17 protein-coding genes, 1 CRISPR repeat array and 1 riboswitch are annotated in these 22,977 nt (G+C 50.8%); of the genes, 2 read left to right on the top strand and 15 right to left on the bottom strand.

What is annotated here, in order from left to right:
* Positions 1-228 precede the first annotated feature (228 nt).
* Entirely contained in the window at positions 229-726 is a 498-nt protein-coding gene (locus CYPRO_RS15840; protein WP_114985539.1) for a hypothetical protein, read from the top strand.
* A gap of 88 nt (positions 727-814) precedes the next feature.
* On the opposite strand, the gene CYPRO_RS15835 is transcribed toward CYPRO_RS15840, so the two are convergent.
* On the bottom strand, positions 815-3,220 hold the full coding sequence (locus CYPRO_RS15835; RefSeq protein WP_114985538.1) for a TonB-dependent receptor: 2,406 nt from the start codon (positions 3,218-3,220) through the stop codon (positions 815-817).
* Positions 3,221-3,352: 132 nt separating this feature from the next.
* A riboswitch (TPP riboswitch) is annotated at positions 3,353-3,447 on the bottom strand.
* Between the two features lie 336 nt (positions 3,448-3,783).
* On the opposite strand from CYPRO_RS15835, the gene CYPRO_RS15830 reads away from it, so the two are divergent.
* A complete protein-coding gene (locus CYPRO_RS15830) occupies positions 3,784-5,229 on the top strand; it encodes an ATP-dependent DNA helicase (protein WP_114985537.1) in 1,446 nt (481 codons plus the stop codon).
* Positions 5,230-5,386: 157 nt separating this feature from the next.
* On the opposite strand, the gene CYPRO_RS15825 is transcribed toward CYPRO_RS15830, so the two are convergent.
* The 14 genes from CYPRO_RS15825 to CYPRO_RS15760 form a co-directional block, all read right to left on the bottom strand.
* Positions 5,387-5,743 (bottom strand): CRISPR-associated protein, encoded by a 357-nt coding sequence (locus CYPRO_RS15825; RefSeq protein ID WP_114985536.1) that lies wholly within the window; start codon positions 5,741-5,743, stop codon positions 5,387-5,389.
* A gap of 8 nt (positions 5,744-5,751) precedes the next feature.
* Entirely contained in the window at positions 5,752-6,981 is a 1,230-nt protein-coding gene (gene csx2, locus CYPRO_RS15820; RefSeq protein WP_114985535.1) for a TIGR02221 family CRISPR-associated protein, read from the bottom strand.
* Positions 6,982-7,267: 286 nt separating this feature from the next.
* Positions 7,268-7,687 (bottom strand): PIN domain-containing protein, encoded by a 420-nt coding sequence (locus CYPRO_RS15815; protein ID WP_114985534.1) that lies wholly within the window; start codon positions 7,685-7,687, stop codon positions 7,268-7,270.
* Positions 7,671-7,937, bottom strand: coding sequence for a DUF6364 family protein (locus tag CYPRO_RS15810; RefSeq protein WP_114985533.1), 267 nt, complete (start codon positions 7,935-7,937; stop codon positions 7,671-7,673). The genes CYPRO_RS15815 and CYPRO_RS15810 overlap by 17 nt, the downstream gene beginning before the upstream one ends.
* 56 nt (positions 7,938-7,993) lie before the next feature.
* A complete protein-coding gene (locus CYPRO_RS15805) occupies positions 7,994-9,148 on the bottom strand; it encodes a Card1-like endonuclease domain-containing protein (RefSeq protein WP_114985532.1) in 1,155 nt (384 codons plus the stop codon).
* Between the two features lie 15 nt (positions 9,149-9,163).
* Positions 9,164-9,562, bottom strand: a complete 399-nt coding sequence (vapC, locus tag CYPRO_RS15800; protein ID WP_114985531.1) for a type II toxin-antitoxin system VapC family toxin — start codon at positions 9,560-9,562, stop codon at positions 9,164-9,166.
* Between the two features lie 3 nt (positions 9,563-9,565).
* Positions 9,566-9,763, bottom strand: a complete 198-nt coding sequence (locus CYPRO_RS15795; RefSeq protein WP_114985530.1) for a type II toxin-antitoxin system VapB family antitoxin — start codon at positions 9,761-9,763, stop codon at positions 9,566-9,568.
* A gap of 118 nt (positions 9,764-9,881) precedes the next feature.
* Entirely contained in the window at positions 9,882-11,747 is a 1,866-nt protein-coding gene (locus CYPRO_RS15790; RefSeq protein WP_114985529.1) for a CRISPR-associated ring nuclease, read from the bottom strand.
* A gap of 14 nt (positions 11,748-11,761) precedes the next feature.
* On the bottom strand, positions 11,762-12,988 hold the full coding sequence (gene csm5, locus CYPRO_RS15785; protein WP_114985528.1) for a type III-A CRISPR-associated RAMP protein Csm5: 1,227 nt from the start codon (positions 12,986-12,988) through the stop codon (positions 11,762-11,764).
* A 60-nt stretch (positions 12,989-13,048) separates the two neighbouring features.
* Positions 13,049-14,059 carry a type III-A CRISPR-associated RAMP protein Csm4 gene (gene csm4, locus CYPRO_RS15780; protein WP_114985527.1) on the bottom strand — a complete coding sequence of 337 codons (1,011 nt, stop codon included), beginning with the start codon at positions 14,057-14,059 and terminating at the stop codon, positions 13,049-13,051.
* Complete coding sequence (gene csm3 / locus CYPRO_RS15775) at positions 14,059-14,784, bottom strand: type III-A CRISPR-associated RAMP protein Csm3 (RefSeq protein ID WP_114985526.1); 726 nt, start codon at positions 14,782-14,784, stop codon at positions 14,059-14,061. Before csm3 ends, csm4 begins: the two co-directional genes overlap by 1 nt.
* 3 nt (positions 14,785-14,787) lie before the next feature.
* Positions 14,788-15,228 carry a type III-A CRISPR-associated protein Csm2 gene (gene csm2, locus CYPRO_RS15770; RefSeq protein WP_114985525.1) on the bottom strand — a complete coding sequence of 147 codons (441 nt, stop codon included), beginning with the start codon at positions 15,226-15,228 and terminating at the stop codon, positions 14,788-14,790.
* A gap of 13 nt (positions 15,229-15,241) precedes the next feature.
* Positions 15,242-17,854, bottom strand: coding sequence for a type III-A CRISPR-associated protein Cas10/Csm1 (cas10, locus tag CYPRO_RS15765; RefSeq protein WP_114985524.1), 2,613 nt, complete (start codon positions 17,852-17,854; stop codon positions 15,242-15,244).
* A gap of 57 nt (positions 17,855-17,911) precedes the next feature.
* A complete protein-coding gene (locus tag CYPRO_RS15760; protein ID WP_114985523.1) occupies positions 17,912-18,643 on the bottom strand; it encodes a CRISPR-associated endoribonuclease Cas6 in 732 nt (243 codons plus the stop codon).
* A gap of 1,531 nt (positions 18,644-20,174) precedes the next feature.
* Positions 20,175-22,463: direct repeats of the CRISPR family, unit length 30 nt; unit sequence GTCACAATGCCACATAGGTACGATTGAGAG.
* Positions 22,464-22,977: the final 514 nt, after the last annotated feature.

The following is a 22,977-nucleotide window of genomic DNA, read 5'->3' as shown; positions in this document are numbered from 1 at the left end:
CTTGTGTTTTTGGGAAGCAATTTTTTGCCATAAAAATCCGCTTCCAGCGCTAAGGGGGAGGTCCGGTGTAATTTTGGCCCTGTAAAAATGGCAACAAGGTAGCGCTTTCAGCGGCAAAGGGGCACGGTTGCTGCATTCTGAGGGGTGTCAGCTTGCACACAGGCTGACGAAAGGGGCGCGGGAATGTGTACGCGCACCCATCATCCTAAAAAAAAAACAATAGATGCTATGAAAACACAGATACAAACCTTCAAATCCCTGATCGCCGGATTGGCCGTATGTTTCACCCTTATGCCATCGTCGCTGAATTCGGCGCAGCTCGCCGTAAGTGACACGCTTGCTGTTGCGGAGCCGTCAGCGCACGCGGGCACGGCGCATATCGTTAGCCGCATTTCTGAAGCCGGCGTATCGGGCGTTGCGCTGAACTTCGCTGAGGCATTGCGCTCCGACAATCCGGGCGTGCGGGAATCGGCGCTGTATCACGGATTGCTGTTCAAACTCATGTTTCCGGATGTGCCCATGCACGAACTTAACCGTGCCCTGAAAGAGCTTTCTGTGCACGAAACGTATCCGGAACTGCGCTACCGCGCGCACCTTGCGTGGTACTTGTTCGAATCAGGCGAGTATCATCTTCTGTTACCGCTTGATAAAATCCCGAAGGAAGAGGAGCTCTTCAGGCATGCGCAGGAGGTTATCCGCTACCGAATGTATTCTGCGCAGCGCTGATTGCTGACTTGCCGGTAAAAAAAACGGGTCCCCTGTATTCAGCAAGGGACCCGTGCTTTATTGGGTTGGGATGAGATTCATGTATTTGCTAAAAGTGCAGGCTCAACTGTAACAGGAAGTTGCGCTCGGCCTGCGGATAGAAATAGTTGAAGCGCTGTTCTGCGCCGCCGGCAATCCAGCCGAAGGTGTATCCGCTACTTTCGTAGAGCTCATTGAAGATGTTGTTCACCAAAAGGGAGAGGTTGACCCGGTTGGCGTACGGAAGGCGGCTTGTGTTGTAGGAAAGGCGCAGGTCGCTCACGAAAAACGGATCGATGGAGCGGTCGCGGTTCGAGGTGTTATCGAGGTACTGCCGGGAAACAAAGCGGCTCATGAAATCGGCGGTAAAATTGCCGTAGGTTAAGCGGAATTGTGAGTTTGAGATGAGACCCGGTGAGAGCGAAATATCGGTATTGCGGTGCTCGATTTGCTCCTGAATACCGGTGTCGAAATTATCAACGAACTCCGTGTATTCCGGGATGCGGTTCTGACTCAGGGTGAGGTTTCCGCTCCACTGCAGCCAGTCCGTAAGCCGCAGGGCGCCTTCAAGCTCAACGCCGGCACGATGACTTTCGGGGACGTTATTCCGGATGGCCTGACCCACATCGTTGATTTCGCCCGTGAGAATGAGCTGATCGACGTAGTGCATGTAGTAGAAGTTGATACCGGCAGATGCGTTACCGAAATCGGCCTGCCAGCCGGCTTCGAGGTTGTAGAGCCTTTCGGGACTCGGGCGGGAATCGGGCGTTGATCGGGTGTACTCACGCCGTGTGGGTTCTTTGCCCGCTACGGAAAACGAAGTGTAGAGGCGTTGCCCCGGTGCAAGCTGATACACAAGTCCCGCCTTTGGATTGAAGAACCAGAGTTCGTGATCCTGCGTGATTTCATCCAGCGTGCGGTCAAAGCCAAGGAATTCATAATAAATGCGCCGGATTTGTGCGTCGCCGTACACACTCAGCCGATCGCTCAGGTTCCAGGTAAGTTTGGCGAACAGGTTGCCGTCGGTTTTGAAGCCGTTGTTATCGTAATAGCGGTCACGGATATTGATATTGTTCGCAAAACGGGCCCAGATGACTTCCCCGAAATGGTCGCCGTCGTACTCGTTATACGCACCACCGGCTACAAGGCGGAAGCGGTCGGTACTGTATTCGGTATTCAGGACAAAGCCGTAGAAGTGATTGTCAAGCCAGCGGCGGCGGATGATATCGGTGCGGGTAATGAGCTCATCACTCAGTACAAAGGGCTCAATACCGTAGGTGCTGAGGCGGTCATTGGCCCGGAATTCTTCAAAGTAACCGCGTCCGTAAGTGTAGTGCAGGGACGCATTTGCGAGCCAGTTGTCAGTAAGGCGGTAGGAATAATGCAGCTGATAGTGATCCTGCCGGTAGTTGTCGGTTTGATTTTCGTAGGTGAACTCGTTCATGCGGCGGTTATCGGCCAGCGCGCTCTCCGGCACGCCGTTCCAGGCCTGATAGGTTTGCTCGCGGCCGCTCAGGATTTTGAAGGTGAGGAGGCTGCGGTCGGAGTAGCGGCTCGCGGTTACCGCGTAGGACGAAAGGTCGGAAAAAGCGCGGTCGATGTAGCCGTCAGACTCGATGTGTGAAAGGCGCGCGTCGAAGGCCCATCCGTTGTTCAGCAATCCGGTACCTGCCCGGAGCGTATGCCGCCGCGTGTTGTAGCTGCCTACGGCATTGGTGACTTCCGCATAGGGATCGTAATTCAGCGCACCGGTCGAAATGTTGATGCTTGCGCCGAAAGCGGCCTGTCCGTTGGTTGAGGTACCGACCCCGCGTTGAATCTGAAGGCTTTCCACGGAGGAAGCAAAATCGGGCATATTGACCCAGAACACGCCGTGGCTTTCGGAATCGTTCAACGGAATACCGTTGATGGTGACATTGATGCGGGTCGGATCAACGCCGCGCACCCGAATACCGGTATATCCGACCCCAGCACCAGCGTCAGAGCTTGCCAGCACAGATGGCGCCGACTGCAGCAGAAAAGGGAGGTCCTGACCGAGATTTCGTTCTTCAATTTGTTCCCGGCTCACATTGGTGAAGCTCATCGGGGTGGATTCATCCGAACGGATGGCCGAAACGATAACGGCGTCAGACAACTGTGTGGCGGGCTGAAGGTCGATCTCCAATGCAAGCGACATATCGGTGATTTCGATGGTGCGGGTGCGATAGCCGATATAACGGACTTCAAGCACGCGGGCGCCATCAGTCCGAAGTTCAAGCGTAAAATTGCCCGACACATCGGTGCTTGTTCCGTTTGAGGTGCCTTGCTGAAGGATGGTTGCACCGGGAAGGGGCTCCCCGGAATCAGCGTCTGCAACGGTTCCGCTAACGGTTTGCTGCGCAGTAGCGCTGAAGCCAAAAAGCAGCACCAATAGTGTTGCTATGACCGGAATGCTTGCGCGCTTGCCTAAAATCCTGACCCTTGTACCTGTGCGCATGATAGCAGGTACCTTTGTCGGGGCAGTGCTTGATGAATGGTTTGACATATGTCCTCCTGAATGTTCATAATAAACATTGGAGGTGCTTGTCTGTTGAGAATCAAAAGCGGATGAACAAAAGCAGGTAGAAATGATTCATCCGAAAGGTTTCCCTACGCCGGTATTACCCGGATCAGGTCTTGGGGTATGATCTCAGCTCACAGAAGTAAGCACCCCCAACCTTGTGGTTGGTTGTAAGCTTCAAATATAGGGCATTGCGCAACCCTAAGAAAGTATGATTTGGTAAATTTGGTCGGGCAGACTAATACCTGAAGTAAGGATGTGGTTCTGGCAAGCTAAATGCGGCTTGCCTTGTATCAACTGTAACAGAAAATGAAACCACAATGGGTATTTATATTTAGCAATATTTGTCTAAGATGTTTATAGTCATGTAATTTGTTCTGTTATCTTCTGAAATATTATCCGCTTTCAGGCTTGCTGTATGATCCTGTTTAATTGAGGGGACTTCTAAAGGTTAAGAAAACAAGCCTGACTGGCCCATTGCAGTCATAAATTTGAATCTAATGGAAGACCATAAATTCACAGATATTTTCGATATTCGCCTGACAAATGCACAGGGAATCGGATTTCAAAACCTGTTGTCATTTTTGGATGAGCCGCAGGAAAAGGTATTCATTTTAAAGGGGTATGCGGGAACTGGCAAAACTACGCTGATTCGCGGGCTCATCAATTATCTCAAAAAACAGGAGAAAACGGTTTGTCTGCTGGCTTCAACCGGACGTGCAGCTAAAATTGCAGGCGACCTCACCGGAGCACCCGCTTCGACCATTCACAGCCATTTATACAAATTCACAAGGCTCGACAAAGATCTTGATGAGCTTGAGAAACAGGAACTGAACCCGCAAACCGATCAGTACGGGCAAATCAAGATGGTTTTTGCAGCGCATGAATCCTTGCTTGATCCGGGCGCCGTTTACGTGATTGATGAATCCTCCATGATATCGGATGAGCCGGATGACCGGACGTCTTTCGCGCTATTTGGCAGCGGAAAGCTGCTGCAGGATCTGATTGGGCACGACCCGCACGGCAAGTTTATCTTCATCGGGGATCCATGCCAGCTGCCGCCCGCCAATATGCCCTTTTCACCCGCATTGACCAAGGGCTATATTGAAGCAACCTACAAGGTTAAAGCCCAGGAGTTTGAGCTTACGCAGATTGTGCGTCAGGACGCCAACAGTGGCATTACGAAGGCCGCAAGCCGTTTGCGGGAACTGTATTTTCAAAACCCCCAATGGCGGTACGGCTATCTGTTTCTGAAAGGAAAGAAAAATGTGAACTTGCATACATCGCATGTAAGCCTGCTGAATGCGTATATCGCACAAATTGAAGGAGATAATTTCGCACGCGCAACGCTGATTGCGCAAACCAACCGGCACTGCAAGCAAATCAATGAGAGTATCCGCCGGATGCTGGGGCGCCGCAGCGGACGTATTGAAGCGGGTGATCTGATGATGGTGACCCAAAACAACTATCTCGTGCCGCTGGTTAATGGTGATCTTGTTACGATTGAAGCGGTTGGTGAAAGCACTTACCGCACGGGCTTGCAGTTCACCAAGGTGCGGGTGAAGCCGCTAAACAAAGAGGAAACCTACGAAGTCCTGCTGCTCGAAGATGTAGTGTATGCCTTGGGCCCGAACATCACGACAGATCAGCACAAAAGTCTGCTGATTGATTTCAACCGCCGGATGAAGGCGCTTGGGCTAAAGCAAAGTCAGCGGGAGTTCAATGACAATATGATGGCTGATCCCTATTTGAATGCCCTTCGCGCCAACTTCGGCTATGCGCTCACCTGCCACAAAAGTCAGGGCGGAGAGTGGGATGAAGTATTTCTATACCTCGACAACAAAATTCAGGGCATCCCCCGCCCCGGCCTGTATCAGTGGTGGTACACCGCCGTGACCCGTGCCCGCAAAACACTGCACGCGGTAGATGACTGGTTTGTGAAATAATATTTGGGCAAGTGAGAGATTTGAAAATTCAAGGATTCAAGGATTCAAAGATTTAAAGATTCGAAGATTGTTCGCTGACATCTGACATCTGACATCTGTCTTCTGTCTTCTGTCCTCTGTCCTCCGCCCGCCGCGGTCCGCGGTCTGCCGTCCGCCCTCACCCGTATTCCCGGAAGCGCACAAACACGAAGCTGCGCCGGATTTCCGTGTCGCTGAGGTGATCGACCTGCCGGCGGGTTGTGCTTGCGTAGCAGGGGATGCCGGCGTGCAGCAGCTTTTGGATCAGGGCAAAACAAAACGTCTGCTCCCCCATAATGTGCACGGCTTTTGGGTTGAGGGCTATTACCTTTTCAAAGTACGCCTCTGCGAGCTGCACAACTTCCTCCGAACCGGCCTCCGGCGGGATTTCCGGATGGGGCAGGTCCTGTATTTCCTGCCCGAAACGGGAGCGGGCCGCGGCAAGCTGCACTTCGGACCACGCAGCAGACGGATGATTGGAGAGGTTGAGGAGCATGGGAAATGCTAAGCTTCAGCGTTGTTACCATCATTTATAAACACAGCGGGCAGGTGCTTATCCACAAATATCCTCACGCTCTCAGCCAGTTCTTTGGTCTGTTTTACAATGGATTTTGCACTTTTAGGATCAGGTCTCATTCCTGCATGATTTACATCGTTTCTGTAATCAACAGACAGCTTAAGAATTTCAACCAATTCATATTCCCAGGTTTCGGCCTTGGCAATAAAACTACCCTTTCGAATTGCATTTAATCTGTAGCTCATTTCCTTTCTTTTTTCCAGATCCATCGAATCTTCCACATGAAGAACGAGTCCGAAGCCAATCAGCAATTCGTTTATCAAAGTAAGTGCCTGCTGATATTGGGCAACACTTATGTAGTGGTCAATTATCTCAAGCTGTGATTTTATACCTTTAGTGGAGTATAAATCTGAAACATCGGCTAATGGGGCAGCATATTCACTAAGCTTTTGAAGAATTTGGTCGGCAAACAACCCCAGTGGTTGCGTATGCGGCATATTTTCAATATCCCGCTTTAATTCTTCCGTCATTGAAGCTGACCTTGAGGCTTCAGAGATGACATCATAAGGCCTGACAACTGCCATCGCGCTCATAATGCCGTTCAAATAGTTTCCAAAATTACTCAGTCCTGTAGCTTTGTACGCTTCATTTCGCAGGTAGCTTCTTCTGTGGAAGTTGCTCAAAATTCCCGCTAAGTCTGACGCATCTCCTTTTTCCATAAGTCTTCTGATACCGAAAGTCCAATCAATTATGTCAAGAAAGGAAGTGATATCAAGAACTTCATTTTCCTCATTTTTATGATCATAAAGACCATACAATATAGCTTCAACAGAAATATTTTTATGGAACCTGAGAAAAACTACAACAGCAAGCGCAACCATTGGCTGAATTCGAAAACCATGGGTTACGTCGATCACAAGGCGACAGTCGGAAGGCACGGTTTCAACAATTGAGCTAAATATTTCCCAAAGCTCGGCTTCAGTTTTTCCGTCTGAGATCTGTACAAACTCATCTTGCGAAAACCCACGCCCCAAAAGACCTTGCTCATGCTTCTCTTTAGCTAAGCTGGTAGCAAAAATAAAATGTTTTTCGGGTTTGTAGTGAGATTTAATAGCATTTTGGATATAGACTTCATGATACGATTTGTTTTGAATCACATATATCGTTTTGCTATATGGGGATGTTCCTAAAAACGAAATTGCATAAATTTTTCCCATATTATTTCAACAATTTGGTTTATATTATTAAAAAAATCATATAGACTGCTTCAACGGGGAGTACTCTGATTGACTAATCAATCCTAAAAGTAATACTACCAGAAGGCGGGAGCGTTCATGGGTATTTTTGTCTATGAGCAACGTAAATTTTTCAATCGCTATCTGTCAGTTCTGGTAGCCGTGCTAGAGGCTTTAAAACCCAAACGCGTTCTTTTAGCGAATTTATTTTCATAATGATAATTTGCATATTTATAAAAGTTGGCACCTAAGGTTGTTATCAATACTTTCATGACTTACTCAATTTATACTTAACAAAATCTCTTGGACTAAAAACATCAATTAATGATAACTTGTAATCCTTTATGTTTCGGGTAACAATAAGCTTACAATTACATTCCAACGCTATTTGATGCTGAAGTGCATCTTCAAAGTCACTCCAATCTGAATGTAGAGCTTTGTCGATTGAAGAAGACAAAACAGGTCCAATACTTGAAATACTTCTAATCTTTATGAGTTTATTCATAGCATCCTGTTTTCCCAATTGTTTTCTAAGAATGTAATATATGTTTGTAAATGATTCAGCAGTTATAACGCCATTGATTATTTTGGACTCCATAGCCATAAATATTTTGGCAGAATCTATTACAAAAGGCACCCTTGCTACTAAAACATCAAGGCAGACATCACTATCAATTAAAATCTTCATGATTATCACGTTTCATTGCCCGCGCTTCTTCAATATGCGTTCTGTATGATTTGTTTTCATCAAGTACAATGCAGCCCATAATTTCATCGAGGATGGATTTCCGCGATTCATCAGGTTCAGCGGCTGATTCCGAAATCTGCTGCAGAAAGTCTTCGACCATCTGTGAAAGGGTTGTGCCTTTCTGCTTGGCCTGAAGGCGAGAGCGATCAAGGGTATTTTTGTCTATATGCAGCGTAAGCTTTTCCTTCATGATCTGTCCGATTAGGTGAACTTGTTAGCTTAAATAAATTAATGAATTTTCCCCACTCACACCCGCACCACAATCTTTTCCCACAGGCGCTTCACCGCACGCTCCATCCCCTGAACATCCGGGCCTTCTATGAGGGTGATGCCGTAATCGCGGATCTTTTCGAGGAGTACGGTGTTGGTGACGGGGTACCAGCTTACGAGGGCGCCCTGACGGTAGCGGGGGCCGTAGGTTTCCATGATGCTGAACAGGTTGGTGATGGCTTTCTGATCTACCCGGCCCGTTTTGCATTCCACAAAAATCGGAACCGAGTTTTTGACAGCGATTACGTCGATTTCATTCTTGATAGCCGCGTCTGCTTTTTCGCCCCGCTGTTTTTCAGACGCTGATTCCGGACGGATTTTTAAGTTGGTCTGCACATCATCATATTCACGGGTTTGCTCTAGCCAGCTGCTGACCACATCTTCCAGCCAGCCCCCTGCCAGCAGTTCAGCCCAGTAGCTACGCTTTTTCTGCGGAAAGAGGCGGCCATCGAAGCGGACTTCCAATTGCGTGGGATTCGCCTCATTGCTGAACACAAATAAGGGACCGGCTTCCAGCCGCGGGCGCCAGTCAAGCGGGCGGTACGTCGGGGCATTCCGAAAAGCTGCGGCATCTGAAAGCAGTTGTTTTACCGGCTGCGATTCGCGGTTTTCGGTGAGCCAGCGGCAGAGCGGCAGGCGCTGGGCCATTACACGCTTGTCGCTTACGGAGCGGATGTCTGCGCCCTTTAGCGCGAGTACGTCCTTCACCCGGAGTCTGAAGTTAAAGGGTATTTCGGTGTGTGCATCCCCCGAACTCTGCCACATCCGTTCGCCTTCCGTATCCACATACAGCAAAGGTGCGCCGGTCGGCTCAAAGGCCCGGCACAACTGTATCGCCAGCGGTTTGGTTCCGCCGGTATAGTTAAGGCAGCAGCTCTGTCCCGCAGCTGAGATTCGTGCCGCGAGATCGGCTGCCCGCTGCTGAATTTCACCGGGATGGGTTGCCGGAAATGCATGCAGCTCAACCGCAGCCTCCGACACTCCGTACCCGCTGCAAAGCAGCTGACGGAATTCATTTGCCTGACCCACCGATTGATCGGTATGAATGAGCATGTGCCGCGTCGGCCTGAGCTGTAAAAAGGCCAGCAAATTGGGCGCCGGCTGTCCGCCAATGATGCTGATCAGGGTCATATTCAGGTATTTGGGTTAGGTAGGGTTGATGAGATGCAGCGGGAGGACCGAAGCCATCAGATCGAAGTCACGGTCATTGTGCAGCAGCGGAAGACGGTTATCAATACAAAACCCGCCAATCACAATATCATTGGTTTTTCGGATGGTGATCCCTTTTTGGCGGAGCTTTCTAAAATACAGGGAATACCAAACCGCCCGGTCCGGCGTAAGCGCGGCAGCTTTGGGTAAAGGGGCAAGCAGTGCTTTAGCAGTCCGGTAATCCCGCTCCGTTCGAAACCCCTGCAACAGCTCCAGCAGAATGATATCCGGCATCAGGATAAGCTCATTTCCCAGCAGCTCGTCCAGCAGGTCAGCAGCCGCACCCGAACGCCCGTTGAAATAATCGATCCAGACAGATGTGTCGCATACGATCATATTTTATAGCTTGCTGTTTCGCATTTCATCCAAATCGCCATCCCAGCTGAGTTTGCCCCGGTAATTGCGGATGCGCTTCTGCTTTTCGCGCTGAATAAGCACGCGAAGGGCTTCGTGCACGATTTCCTTTTTGGTGGATAAGCCGGAATATTTCACAGCTTCGTCCATGAGTTTATTGTCGATATCAATGTTTGTACGCATGGCTTGATATTGCTTTGGGTTTATGTGTATAAGTTTGGGCACTTATACACATAATACCGTGTTAATTGCAGATTGTCAATGTTCAGCGATGACATACGATGCGGTCAGAGACGAACAGTCAAGATGTGATTACACCCCCGCCCCGTCTTTCAGACCACTGCAGCAGCTGCTCGCCAATGCGGCGGCGGATCTGAATCCGCTCTTCAAGGCTGAGGAATGCCGTTTCAATGGCATTGGCCTGCAGTTGTAGGATTTCGAGCATGCTGATTTCCGGACAAAGCCTGCACAGGAATTTCAGGTTCTCCGTGAGTCCGGCCCGGCTGATGCCGATGTTATCGGTGTTGGCCGTTACGAGGGCACCGGCCCGGAGGTACTTGAGCATTGGGTATTCGGGGCAACCCTCCATCGGATTAAACCCCTTAATCTGATAATTGGCGAAGGGACACATCTCAATACCGATGCGCCGGTCAACTACGGCCCGAAACAAATCCGGTGCATCGAACAGATTCAGCGCATGTCCCAGCCGGCGGCTTTTTAGCCGGAACACGGCCTGCCAGATGCTTTCCACCTCGTCGTTTTCGCCGGCATGTGCAGTTACCGCCACACCCGTACGATGTGCAATATCGAAGTCGGTCTCAAAATACATGGGGCGCGTGCTCACATCCTCAAAGCCGGCAAGATCAACCCCGACCACCCGGCAGCGCGGGCTATCGGCTTGACGGAACGGCTGATGCGCCGTAACCGCAAGCGCAAGATGCCGGGAAATATCTGAAAGGTCGCCGTCGCGCTTCCTTGTGACGATAATGATGAGGTTCACCTGCACGAAAAAGCTTCCATCATCTTGTGCCTTTTTCATGCAGTCCTCAAAAACCTGCTGCATGTGCTGCAGCACCGTCAGAGCCGTTCGCCCTTTATCCGGTAAGGCGTAATTGTTCGGCGAACAGCGCACCTCCGCATACACGACACGCTCCTTCTGAAAATGGACATACAAAAGCTCAATATGCTTTTCCAGACAGCCGGGATCTTTCAGCAGTTTTGAGCCGGTCGCGTCGCCGAGGCTGCGGTAATCGTTCAGGGGGATGGGCTTTTCGGGATGCGGCCAGGCTGCCGGAAAATCAGGCGCTGCCAGTGCCCGCAATTCTTCCGGCCATGTTGCAGCTGCTCTTACTTCGTGCAGCAGCGGACCATCCGTTGCGAAGCCGCCCATGTGACAATGCAGCTCAATCTTGGGAAGCTGCTCAAACAGGCCTGATTTCAGCCAGGCCGATGCGGGACTGCGCAGGCTTTCCAGCAGCTCGGCATCGAAGCGGGCAAGCACGGGGAAGGGCAGCTCCTGAAGCGTTTCCGCATGACCGGCAAGCTGATCAACCTGATGCAGCTGTCTGCGGATGAAATTCATTTTGTGCGGTGCAGCCCGCAGCGCCTCAAGCTGAAGCAATATCCCCGAACGACCCGGCTCTGCGCCCATTTCGATGACCTTAACCAGGTCTTCGTCAAATCCCTTCCGGATATCCGTTATAGTTTCGGGATGCCTGTTGTACACCTCCCGGAACTGCTCGGCAAAGACGTGAAACACCCGCCGCGCGCCCAAAAAATGCGCCGCCTGCAACAGCCCCGAGGACATCGTTTTGTAACCGCCGGAAATGCAGACATCCGGCAGCATGCGTTCCCCCGAAACCGGACCATCTGCGCCGGTTCCGTGTGTGAGATAAAACCCAATCAGGGATTCCATAAACCGCTCGTGATCTTCCTGCGAGCTCAGCTCCCCAAAGTCGGGGACTTCGATTATCTCCACATCCAAATCCGCAAATTCGCGGTCTGCAAGGCGCGCACGCAGCCATTTCACCTTATCCGGAATGTTGGAAGTCGTGATACACCGCAACCGTGCATACCGGTCCCGCAGCCTGCCCGAAGGCCCCGCAATCAGCGCCTCCAGCACAATAGCCGGGGAAGTACCGAGCGAACAGAGAAGGGTGTGTGGCATCTAAAAGACCGGGTTTATTTCTGCTCTACCATCAGCCAGCCCATTACGGTTTGCGGCTGTCCTGTACGGCTCAGCACTACTTTGCGTGATTTAGGGAATTCGGCGCGTTCCCGACCAAGTCTCGTGTACACCGCCCTGAGTTCATTGAGTAATTCGTTTTTATCCGTTGCGTGAGCACCGGTCATACTCAGCCAGCCGGAACCCCAGCCCATACGCTGCAGCCAGGCTACGTTGTCCTTGCCTTTGTTATCCTCCATAACCGCTTTGATTTCATCCTGAATGGTTTCCAGTTCTTCCACAACTTTGTTCAGAGACGGGATGTCTTTCGCAGCATCTTCAAAATAGACAAGGTCTTCTTCGATAAGCTCAAGGGAAAGCTTATTGCAGCATTCGGCGAGCATACGTACCGAAATATCGTCCGGCCAGTTAATTGCTTCTTTTGCGGACTGATCTATGCTGATGGTTGACTGTGCAAATACATCTTCCCCTAACCTGACCCCGGCCAGGGCAATTTTGGTCGCCTCACGTAAGTCCCTGAAATTACTTTCCTGGTTCCGGCCAACCCCCAGTTTCTTCCACATAAAGCTATTCCGGGTTTCATTGACTACGGCCACATTGAACACTTCCATCTCACCGGAACCAAACACACAGTCTGCCGGACGGAACACCCGACCAATATCATAGTTCGGGTTCAGTCCCCTCTTTCCGGATGTATTGTTAACGAGCAATTCGTTTTGAAGATCCTGTGAGGCATATTTATCATTCTTGGGTCTTCCGTTTTGGGTAATCAACTGACGATACCTACCTCTGTTGCCGGCTATATTTTTCTTGACGAAATAATGATGAAACACAGCAGATTTCAGGCTCCCCTTCACGCTGCTGCCGGGATACATGGGATCTCCCGTGCCTGTGAGTACATTCATAAACAGCTCGTTACCTTCACAGTGACCGACAAGCGTACGTTTCACAAAGTTTGCCAGCTTCAGGTTTCGCTTGGCGATGTACGCGTTGAGATTCTGCTTTGTAATGGCCTGCTCCAGCCCGGCTAAATTATCAATTTCATGCGAAAAGAGCTTATGGAGATCAAGCAGATAGGTTGATTTCCCCTGCGTAATAAAATCAAGGTTTCGGATGAGCTTGTCGCCGGAGCCTACAAAAACCGGTGTAAAGGGATAGACCTCAAAGGTGAAGGCGTTCACTTTGCTTTTGATGCCGGTGAGCGATTCGGTAGTGATGTTCATGGTGATAATCCAGTTGTGGACAGGCCCCTCTCCGGTACGAAAGCTGAGCCTGCCCGTGCTTTAATGCATGGTTGGTATGAAGAAGCCGCGGCAATCCCGGTATACATGATGGTCGATGCGGACAGCTTCGGGTATGAGTTCGGAATCTTTATCGAGCACAAGCGGTATCGTGCCCTCAGGTGCAGATGCCCCTGCCGTTTTTAGCAGCGCGCTTTCGCCCACCGCAATGACGGGAGAGCGACGGAGCGAAGTCCCGCTTACCCAGCCGGACCGGTTTACGATACTGTAAACAGAGTCCTCCCACTGTATGGCGCCAACCTGCCCGCCAGGGTTAAATATGCCGAGGTTGAACCATTTGCTTACCGGCTCTTTTTCGGTGTATTCCCTTTCAATCACTTCCGGCAATACTTCAAACTGCCCCATCCCGACCGTACGGTCAGCGCCAATCCCCTCATCACCAAGCAAGCGGAGCAGTGCCATAAAAGTGTCTTTATGTGCAGCGTCAACCTGTATGTGTATGCTGAACAAGGTAGATGCGGAGAAATGGGTCTGCACGTAATGAAACGGCACAGAGGCTTGCGTCACCCGGTCGAGGACAACACGGGTACGGGCGAGCTGATCGTAGAGCTTATCCGCCGCGAAGCTGCGGGGCTCGGCAAGCAGCACTTTTCCGCCGAAGGCAAGACGCTTATCGTTGGCATCCGAAGGAATATCCATGAAGTCTTTCCCGGCTATCCGCCATTTTTCGAACAGCACCTCGTCAATCCAGTCAATGGATTTGAACATTTTATGATCTGTTGACGAAGGGTCAATGCTCACACCAAGCGGTTTCGGGTAAAGCTGAATCTGATTGCCCTGCTCATCAACGACAACCGGGAAGCAGGAGGAAATCCTGAACGGCAGCTCGTGCGGAAATCCGGGCACTTCCCCGTACTGCCGGAACCACAGATAAGTGAGGGCAGCCGAGAGGGTATCCGCGCGCGGGAACACATCGGTGGACTCATGGCTCAGCCCTCCCGTCTGAAGATGGAAGGGGGCGAGGGGTTTAAGAAATACAACTTCCGTTTTCATTACGCTGACTGATAAGGTTGCGCTTCGCGGTTCTTCTCGTAGTCTTCAAAGGTTTTCTGACGGATGGCAGCCTCAAACTTATCCCAGTTAATTGAAACCTGACCGCTGCCCCTTGAGCCTTTCCCGCCGAGGTAATCATCTTCAAGCAGTTTGAGCCCCATCATCACGTAGTCCTTCATTTTCTGCTCATCATCATCCTCAAAAATATTGAGCACAATTTCCAGATGGAAAACAGCACCGGCCGGTACGCGCTCAAGCTGTCGCGGCATCGCTGCGGAGGTTACGCGGTCAATCACGACTTCGGTCTTCACTTCGGTGAAAAGCATATCGGTGTGATCAGAATTACGGAGTTTTTCCACCGATTGGGCGTCCATGCGGGCATCGCGTACAATAATCCGGCTTGGGATGTTCTTCTCATTTCCTTCTGCACTGCCGTAAAGCATCGGGATGATATCCTTAGCAGAAGCATCAAGTTTGGTGTATGGCCCGAATTTAACAGCACCCATATTGACGGGCTGATAAGCGCCCAGCAGCTTTTCAGTAAGTGAACGCATTTTGCCTTTCACGCTGCTGCCCGGAATGAGCGGCTCTTGTGTGAGCACATCACGGATCACAATGGCATCGGCACCGCCTATTGCCATAGCAAGGTTACTGCCGCCAATATGCAGGCCGCTTTCTGCTTTGAGTTCTGCTTTGAAAAAGATTTTTTTGAGTAGTTTTTTCATGGATTATTTGCCTCCGTATGCTTTGTGATAGGCGAGGATGGCCTCGAATACACTTGCAAGGTTGTTAAATGCTTTTTGTTTTTGGTGCTGCTCCATAGCGGATACCGCATTCACGCCGAGCTTGATGATTTCGCTCAGGCTTGCGTAGGTACCACCCTTATCGTTCGCCCGGGCTGCCGCATAGGCCAGTTTAGGCCGAAGCATCATCAGTGAGGTATCATCAAATTTCATCTTGAGACGGGTAATCTCTCCGTATGCTATGCGGATTTGGGAGGTTGTTACTGCATTAAAACCACTGCGATATCCTCCCCTGTTATCCTCTTTCGCATCCGCAATGAACTTTCCGATATCTTCAATTAAATCAATATCCGATTTCGAACGGACGCCATCTTTCACCCAGTTGAGCATGGCCTGCTCTACTTCTCGCATTTTTCTGTATGCCATAGCAGTTGTGTATTTACTTGGTTGTGGTTCTTGTTAAGTTTTGCATCCAACGGGTCAGTAGGGGGACCAGATGGATAATCTCGGGTTTAATCGAAAGGCCTTTGAAGCGGGTCGGGCGGCGGTCGTTCATACTGCCGACAAACAGCCACGAGGCCAGATCAGCCATTTCGGCTTCTTTTTTATAGGATTTACCGATGCGCTGCAGCTGATAGGCCGTGCGCCAGCGCCAGCGCCCGTAATGATAATTGGGATGGTAATCAGCTGACAATCGCCGTATAAAGCCCAGTAAAGCCCGGCTTTTCATTTCCTCCTGCTGCTGAATCAGGTAGTGCATCAGGTCTTCCGTGAGGGTCAGGTCCTTCCAGTCGAGCGGAACCCCGTACATACAAAATGCATCCTTTCCGGCTTTGCCGCTTGCATCAGGCAGCTTCTTCGCTTCCTTTTCGTCATGCTCGGCATTTTGCGCCGCCTTATGAATCGGATACTTGCCGTGCACCACATGCATGCCGCCCGAAATCGTCAGGCGCTCATGCTGATTGGTGAAGGCTTTGAAGTCGTCATAAATCACCCGGGCAGTCTGATGGGCGAGATCCCAGCGGGTAATCAGGAACACATCGTCGCCGCCAGCATACACCGGAAGAATGTGATTGTTGGGCTTATCATTGCGCAGTTGGGCAACAGATAGATCCGTATCGAGCGCTTCCCGATTGCTGTAGTGCTCTGCAAACAGGGTATTCATGTAAGCCGAGAAAAACCAGTCAAGCATACTGCTCAGGGTGCTGTATCGGGAGATGCTGCCCCGGTGCTTGCCCGCATTATCATCTTTGGGCGCAAAACCATCGCGGAACATCACGCCAAGATTATCGACGTCCATGCGCACAATCGCCATCAGATCATTTTGGCCGTCTTTGGCAATATCCGTGAATTCAACCGGCTGATCCTGCGCCGTGTTTTCCGGAATCCAGGCCGCACCATAAAACTGAAAACCCTGACTCACATCGCCAAAATCAGCCGCATGTGTCAGAAAATCGGTGCTATTGAAGCGCTGAATCTCCAGCACCCGCGCATTGGCATCCGAAAGTTCTTTAATTTTCGCCTGACTCAGGTCCGAAACCACTTCATAAGCAATCACATCACCGGGGTAGTCCTTTTTCAAAAAAGAACCAAGCGGTTTCAGCCCTTTGCCGCCGGTAGTCTTTATGAGATACTTCGCTCCTTTGAGTGCGCGCCCCAGTTCGATCTGCTCCTTCACGGCGCGGCTTACCTTCAGCGCATCGGCACCCTCGCCAAGTTCGCGGACCTCACTCTTATCGAGATCAACACCGGTAACATGGCAAATATGTTCTGCCGAAGTGCCCTTCACTTTTTGGGGTTTGAAAAAATCGTGATCAATCACCCGTGCGTACCGGCGCGACTTGTCTTCCTCAATTTTAGCATAGGCCTCAGAAACCAGGTCACTGTAGCGTCCGTCAACAAAGAATTCATCACTGATGAAATCTACCGCACCGGTTGCCAGATAAAGCACACCGTCAAAAATCCGCCGCAGCTCCAGGTTTGCCTCGCCTACGAAAGCAATGGCCTCATCCAGCTTTTCTGGATCATACGGCAGCAACATCTGAAACCTGCCGCCGCTCTTCATCAGAATATGCGCAGGCTGCAGCCCGTACAGCTTCAGGATTTTCTCGATAATCACATCCTGCACCAGGCCGATGTAAAACGACCGGCCTTTCAGCGTCTTAGCCGCCCCTTTGGAGCTGATCTGATAAATAAATTTCTGAATACCCGAAAAGTCACCGGCAAGCAGGGTGAAGCGGCTGTTGGTCTCTGCTTTCAGCTTGTCCATACTATCCGGCAGCACTCGTGCCAACCGGCTGTCAAACAAACAGGCCGCAATCACCGCCGTTGTTTTGGCATGATCATACAGCGAAACATCGCTCATGCTGTTGGTAGCGCTCGGGATGCTCCAGGTGTATTTGCGCAGCAAATGATCCAAACTCCGCAGAAAGGCATTCGTGCTTTCGGTGGGCAGCATCACAAACTCCCGCTCAAAAGCGTCCCACAGTTTAGCGTACTCCGGCTCAAGATCGGTATCAAGCGGATGCTTCCGCGCGGGAAAGCTGACTTTGTCCGTGCTGAGCGCCCGCAACGGAAAGTAGCTGCGCTCCTCCGGCTTACGCACCCGATACACGGTATCGAACACATTCAGCAGCGGGATTTTTTTGTATTTGTAGGATGATGTGCCGGCAACAGATGCATCGTCCGCCTCCTCATCATCCCGACGGTCATGACCGGAAGACAGATGATCCGCGAACATGATAATCCGCTCCCATCCATTCAGGTCTTTTCGGTGATGCCGGGCGGAAAGCCGGGCAATCCCCACCGTTTCCCCCTCAATCTCAAAAGACTCCGGAATGATAGCGCGGTGGTTCAAAAAGAAGGCATAGGTAAACAGCGCGTGTATGTGCGTAGCATAGCCTGCCTTACCTTTGGGGCAAATATCACCTTCTACCTGCTGCACTTCCAGCGGAAGCACCTTCCGGCTCCTGCTTGCGCGCTGCCAGAACTTTCCGATATCGTGAAGCAGGGCTGCCAGGTAAATACCCTGTTTGGCGTTAAGTTGTAACATAACCGTATTTTCGAATTATAAGAAAAACAACTGTTTGTGAACTAATACTGTATGCGGTCAGGTCTTGCTCTGACCAGCGGTTCTGCTGAGCATTCCCTCCCGCCCCCCATCCATCCGCCCCGTATGACCCAAGCTCCCAAATCCCACCCCGGTCATTTCGCCGGCGCCGACGGTCCAGAGGAATTCGAGGGCTTCGGGGCTGCCTTCGGCAATCAGAGGGCAGACCGAGGCGCGGTAGTCGATATCCTTGATGCGCACGAGGCGGGTTTTCGGGTTGCGGTAGCGCTCATCGAAGCGCAACCGGAGGCTGCCCGCCGTAGCATGACCCGCTTCCTGCGCCTTCTTCTGAATCACCCGCTCCAGAATGCGGCTGCTGTCCGGATCCCGGAAGGTCACATGCGTGCGCGAATAATCATCCTCCACCCGGCGCAGCAGCACAGGGCTGTCGCTCAGAAACCGATGATGCCCCGCACTGAAATCCGGCGGCGCGAGCGGACTCACCTTCCGGATGCCCATCCCGTAAAAGCGGAAATCCCGCAGCAGCAGCCCGCGCACCAGCTGCTCGGCCACCGCATCATTATAGATGCCGATATCCCAGCTAGCCCCATCGCGGAACCAGAGTCCGCCGCCCTCGGCCTTGCCGCCGCGCAGCCAGCCCAGCGAATACAGGCTCATCAGGTCGTGCAACTCATTGGGGCCCAGCCAGTGATGAAAAATGCCGCACAGCTGATGTGCATAGTTAAAAGGAACCGCTTCGGTATTGGGCGTGAGGTCTATCCGGAATTTCATGGTATGGTATGGGATAATAGGGTATGGTATACTCAGCGCAGTAGAATCAAACAGGAAGGAAAACAAGAGGACTTAACCCGCAGAAAAATGAACAGCCGCAGCTGAACCCTTCCCCTTAGCCTTACCCCTTGTATCGCAGATGGCCGGACCGTCCTTAACAACATTACCCCGCTTGCACGCCGCCTGTAAGTTCACAGAGAACCGAAAGCCGAAAACCTTACACAGGTTTTTTTCTTTTTCCGGAAAGCTGCCGGCTCCGCGCGCATCCGCCGCAGGCAATAATGTTAAGCTTTGTTTTAAATAGGGCATTTGGATAAAAAAGGCAATGTTCGAATTCAAATATGACACAAAAAAATGTGCCTTTGCGCAAAGGATATCCTAAACGCAAAACAAACATAGCCTTAAAAAAACTCATTATCCGCAGCCGTAACGTCCGGTAACGTTCCGCCGCGCCCCTCCACCCCCTTGCGGATGTCCTTCCGGTAAAGCAGCTGCGGCAGGCGCAGGGCCCCATCCCCCAAACCCCCAACCACAAACCACAGCCTCCGGTGCTGCATCCCCAGATGCGGATACAACAGGCAGGCCCGGCACCGCGTGTACCGCAACGAACCCCAAAAGCTGCCCCTGCTACCGGCTGCGCAGCCATTCAGCAGCGCCGTATTTTTTGGGGGAAACGCCTTGCACATCACGGTCAGCCGTGATGGTTCAAAACCCCTCACCCTACGCCCAATCCCGTGCTTTTTTGGGGAGGGCATGAGAATTTGGCGCAATGTACTCTGCCACGCAAAATCACATTTCAACTGCACTTTTTGATAGGGGCCGGTTCAGGTTTGGGGATAAATGAACATCAGAGACAAACCCAGGCCGCAGCAATCGGCACCAAAATACCCACAACAATGATTGCCGTCTGAATCCGCTGCATCCTTGCAATTAGCCGCAGGTGCTGCGCCGGCTCCCGCTGATTCTCATTTTGCTCAAATCGGGCACACAGCAACAGGAATTCAATTTCGCGGGCGGTGCGCTATTTTCCGCATAGCTCCGGAAAGCAAGCACGCTATGCGGTGCCCGGAGGGCCGTTCGGACTTGAAAGCATTGCCGGGCTGTTCGTGCAAAGGCGTACCACTGACTTGCGACAGCACGGGCACGTAGCACCCATAGCAGGAACAAGGTACGGATGCCTTTTTTAACAGGCCGTTAATGAGGCGTTAACGGGCGTTTAAACAGGCGTTAAGACGGTCCATTTTCCTAACGACAGGCAAAAATGGTCACGGGCGCTACTGTTGCCGCAGGCTGCTTTAGCAGCGCTCCACTTTAGAAGCAACCGACCCTTTGCCTGAACCGGTCAAACTGACCCCCGTTTCGGTTTCCATGATGGTTGCCCCCGGCTACGGAGCCCAGGCGCATGGAAACGTCTGCCGTTACCGTGCTTCCCGTTTTCCGGAAAAACAACCTCCGCACAAGCGAACCAAATGCCCCGCAGCTACGATGGAGCGGGCAGAATTACAAGAAACATACAGGCGACCGGGGGCGGGCCACCATGCCACGCAGGTACCACTGAGAGGACCGCAAAGTTTGGGTACAGTCAGACACTTATTGGCCCCAATGCCACATAGGTACGGTTGAGAGCTTTACAAAGTGTGCGCTCGGGCGCACACATGGCGGGACACAATGCCACATAGGTACGATTGAGAGTGAACACGTTACCGGCCATATCCGCAAGACAAGCGGATCACAATGCCACATAGGTACGATTGAGAGCGGCGAAAAACGTGCATCGGCATTTCTTACATCTGTGTCACAATGCCACATAGGTACGATTGAGAGTAAACCGAAAGGGTAATAAAGTTTTGCGGTTGAAGACATCACAATGCCACATAGGTACGATTGAGAGGTATAAATGAAAGCAAGCTTCTAGTTGACTAACGCTACATCACAATGCCACATAGGTACGATTGAGAGGCAGAAGGAGCGGTAGGATGAAAGCTTTTGTAGTCTGTCACAATGCCACATAGGTACGATTGAGAGATGACAGAAATCACTTTGAAAACGCTCTCATTATTCGTCACAATGCCACATAGGTACGATTGAGAGAGGAATAATAGATGAAGAAGTACACGAAGAAACAATGTCACAATGCCACATAGGTACGATTGAGAGTTTTGTGAATCCCACAAAGTATAGTGTCATATCTGAGTCACAATGCCACATAGGTACGATTGAGAGCAGCCCGTGGGAAACCTATTGGAAGTGGGTTGAGACGTCACAATGCCACATAGGTACGATTGAGAGCACACGAATGCGCAAAATCCGAAATAGAAGCAGGCGGGTCACAATGCCACATAGGTACGATTGAGAGGCCTGACTCACAACAAAACAGGATAAGACAATGAACGTCACAATGCCACATAGGTACGATTGAGAGTTCACCCAAACCAAAACCAGAACCAACAACCGGAATGTCACAATGCCACATAGGTACGATTGAGAGTAGTTCTTTTACTTACTGAGTGGTACAACAGCAAGGGAGTCACAATGCCACATAGGTACGATTGAGAGACAACCGATAGAATAAAAGAAGTTTATTCTTTTCAAGTCACAATGCCACATAGGTACGATTGAGAGAAAGTATTCAGTTTGTTAGGGGCGAAATTAACCCAAGTCACAATGCCACATAGGTACGATTGAGAGATTACTAACATTCAAAGTACTATACTATGAAAAAGTGTCACAATGCCACATAGGTACGATTGAGAGACTAAAAGACTCAATCAACACCGTTAAAAAACAAATGTCACAATGCCACATAGGTACGATTGAGAGTATAAGGTTGCAGAGTTAAGAGACCGATTAGAAGCGGTCACAATGCCACATAGGTACGATTGAGAGTTAACATAAGGTACTATACACATGAAAAAAGCTCAAAGTCACAATGCCACATAGGTACGATTGAGAGGGCAGGCATACCCTATGTTATATGGGGTGAAATCCAGTCACAATGCCACATAGGTACGATTGAGAGTGGTTGACGATAGCCATGTCATGTATCCACCCGAAGCAGTCACAATGCCACATAGGTACGATTGAGAGCATTCAAACGCTTGTTCAAAGCTACGGCTGCCCTGAGTCACAATGCCACATAGGTACGATTGAGAGTAAGCAACTACGACTATGTAAGTCGTAATTTGTAACGTCACAATGCCACATAGGTACGATTGAGAGTGTAGCCAAAGACATCACGACCAAATCAGCTGAGAAAGTCACAATGCCACATAGGTACGATTGAGAGGTTGAGAATGAGAGAGAAATTCATGCTGACTTAAGAGTCACAATGCCACATAGGTACGATTGAGAGTACTATGCTTACAGAGATAAGCAGAGAGATACAAGCGGTCACAATGCCACATAGGTACGATTGAGAGGCGCCTAAGCTGGAACTAAGAAGCTTCGCGCCGCGGGTCACAATGCCACATAGGTACGATTGAGAGTTGAGCTCGTATGACATTGACCGCCTGATGGCGGTCGGTCACAATGCCACATAGGTACGATTGAGAGAGGCCTGATGGCGGTCGCCGTGGAAACGCTCAGAGATCGTCACAATGCCACATAGGTACGATTGAGAGAGGACAACTATACCGACGAACGGTTTACCTGGAGGGGTCACAATGCCACATAGGTACGATTGAGAGGATTGTCAGCTTCGATCAGAGTGAGGGCAAGCTTCAGGTCACAATGCCACATAGGTACGATTGAGAGTAGCACGCACTTGTTTTCCTGTATTTGATATAGACTGGTCACAATGCCACATAGGTACGATTGAGAGGGGTGCTTCCGCAATATCAATATAGCGCATTACGGCCCGCATTCAAAGCATGAAGGCCGGTCGCTCGGGGGGTAAAATCTGTCAGACACCGGTGCCGCTTCCCCTTCATCCTCAAAAACAAGACCAAGTGCCTGCATTTCCAAAGCTTACAGGCAGCCATCCCAAACAACGGCTGACAGATCATCCTATCCTTAACAAAATCAGACACATCTCCTTCATCAGGCGAGGGGGCGTTTACAGGATTTCACCCGAACAGCCGCAAAACACTGCCGGCTGACAGATCCCCCCTTCTTTGCAGCATTTAAACAGGGTTTCGGGTAGGTGTTAGGAAAAGGAATAAATTTGTGGATTCGGGATTTGGACGGTTGGCGGTTGGCGGTTGGCTTTTGGGGGGCAAGCATTGCGTCCTTACGTGACGTGCTACGGGTTTCGGAAACCAAAACAAGCGTTTCGCCGAAACCAAATCTTCGAACCCTTTTCGCGTAGGTGCACATCGCATGTGCACGGTTTTAAA

This window comes from Cyclonatronum proteinivorum, from assembly GCF_003353065.1.
Taxonomy (GTDB): domain Bacteria; phylum Bacteroidota; class Rhodothermia; order Balneolales; family Cyclonatronaceae; genus Cyclonatronum; species Cyclonatronum proteinivorum.
Note: the sequence above shows the minus strand (reverse complement) of the source record. Positions and strands in the feature narration are given on the sequence as shown.

Coding starts and splice junctions, on each gene's coding strand:
- CYPRO_RS15840 (WP_114985539.1), top strand. CDS start 229: ATGAAAACACAGATACAAACCTTCAAATCCCTGATCGCCGGATTGGCC.
- CYPRO_RS15835 (WP_114985538.1), bottom strand. CDS start 3,220: ATGCGCACAGGTACAAGGGTCAGGATTTTAGGCAAGCGCGCAAGCATT.
- CYPRO_RS15830 (WP_114985537.1), top strand. CDS start 3,784: ATGGAAGACCATAAATTCACAGATATTTTCGATATTCGCCTGACAAAT.
- CYPRO_RS15825 (WP_114985536.1), bottom strand. CDS start 5,743: ATGCTCCTCAACCTCTCCAATCATCCGTCTGCTGCGTGGTCCGAAGTG.
- csx2 (WP_114985535.1), bottom strand. CDS start 6,981: ATGGGAAAAATTTATGCAATTTCGTTTTTAGGAACATCCCCATATAGC.
- CYPRO_RS15815 (WP_114985534.1), bottom strand. CDS start 7,687: ATGAAGATTTTAATTGATAGTGATGTCTGCCTTGATGTTTTAGTAGCA.
- CYPRO_RS15810 (WP_114985533.1), bottom strand. CDS start 7,937: ATGAAGGAAAAGCTTACGCTGCATATAGACAAAAATACCCTTGATCGC.
- CYPRO_RS15805 (WP_114985532.1), bottom strand. CDS start 9,148: ATGACCCTGATCAGCATCATTGGCGGACAGCCGGCGCCCAATTTGCTG.
- vapC (WP_114985531.1), bottom strand. CDS start 9,562: ATGATCGTATGCGACACATCTGTCTGGATCGATTATTTCAACGGGCGT.
- CYPRO_RS15795 (WP_114985530.1), bottom strand. CDS start 9,763: ATGCGTACAAACATTGATATCGACAATAAACTCATGGACGAAGCTGTG.
- CYPRO_RS15790 (WP_114985529.1), bottom strand. CDS start 11,747: ATGCCACACACCCTTCTCTGTTCGCTCGGTACTTCCCCGGCTATTGTG.
- csm5 (WP_114985528.1), bottom strand. CDS start 12,988: ATGAACATCACTACCGAATCGCTCACCGGCATCAAAAGCAAAGTGAAC.
- csm4 (WP_114985527.1), bottom strand. CDS start 14,059: ATGAAAACGGAAGTTGTATTTCTTAAACCCCTCGCCCCCTTCCATCTT.
- csm3 (WP_114985526.1), bottom strand. CDS start 14,784: ATGAAAAAACTACTCAAAAAAATCTTTTTCAAAGCAGAACTCAAAGCA.
- csm2 (WP_114985525.1), bottom strand. CDS start 15,228: ATGGCATACAGAAAAATGCGAGAAGTAGAGCAGGCCATGCTCAACTGG.
- cas10 (WP_114985524.1), bottom strand. CDS start 17,854: ATGTTACAACTTAACGCCAAACAGGGTATTTACCTGGCAGCCCTGCTT.
- CYPRO_RS15760 (WP_114985523.1), bottom strand. CDS start 18,643: ATGAAATTCCGGATAGACCTCACGCCCAATACCGAAGCGGTTCCTTTT.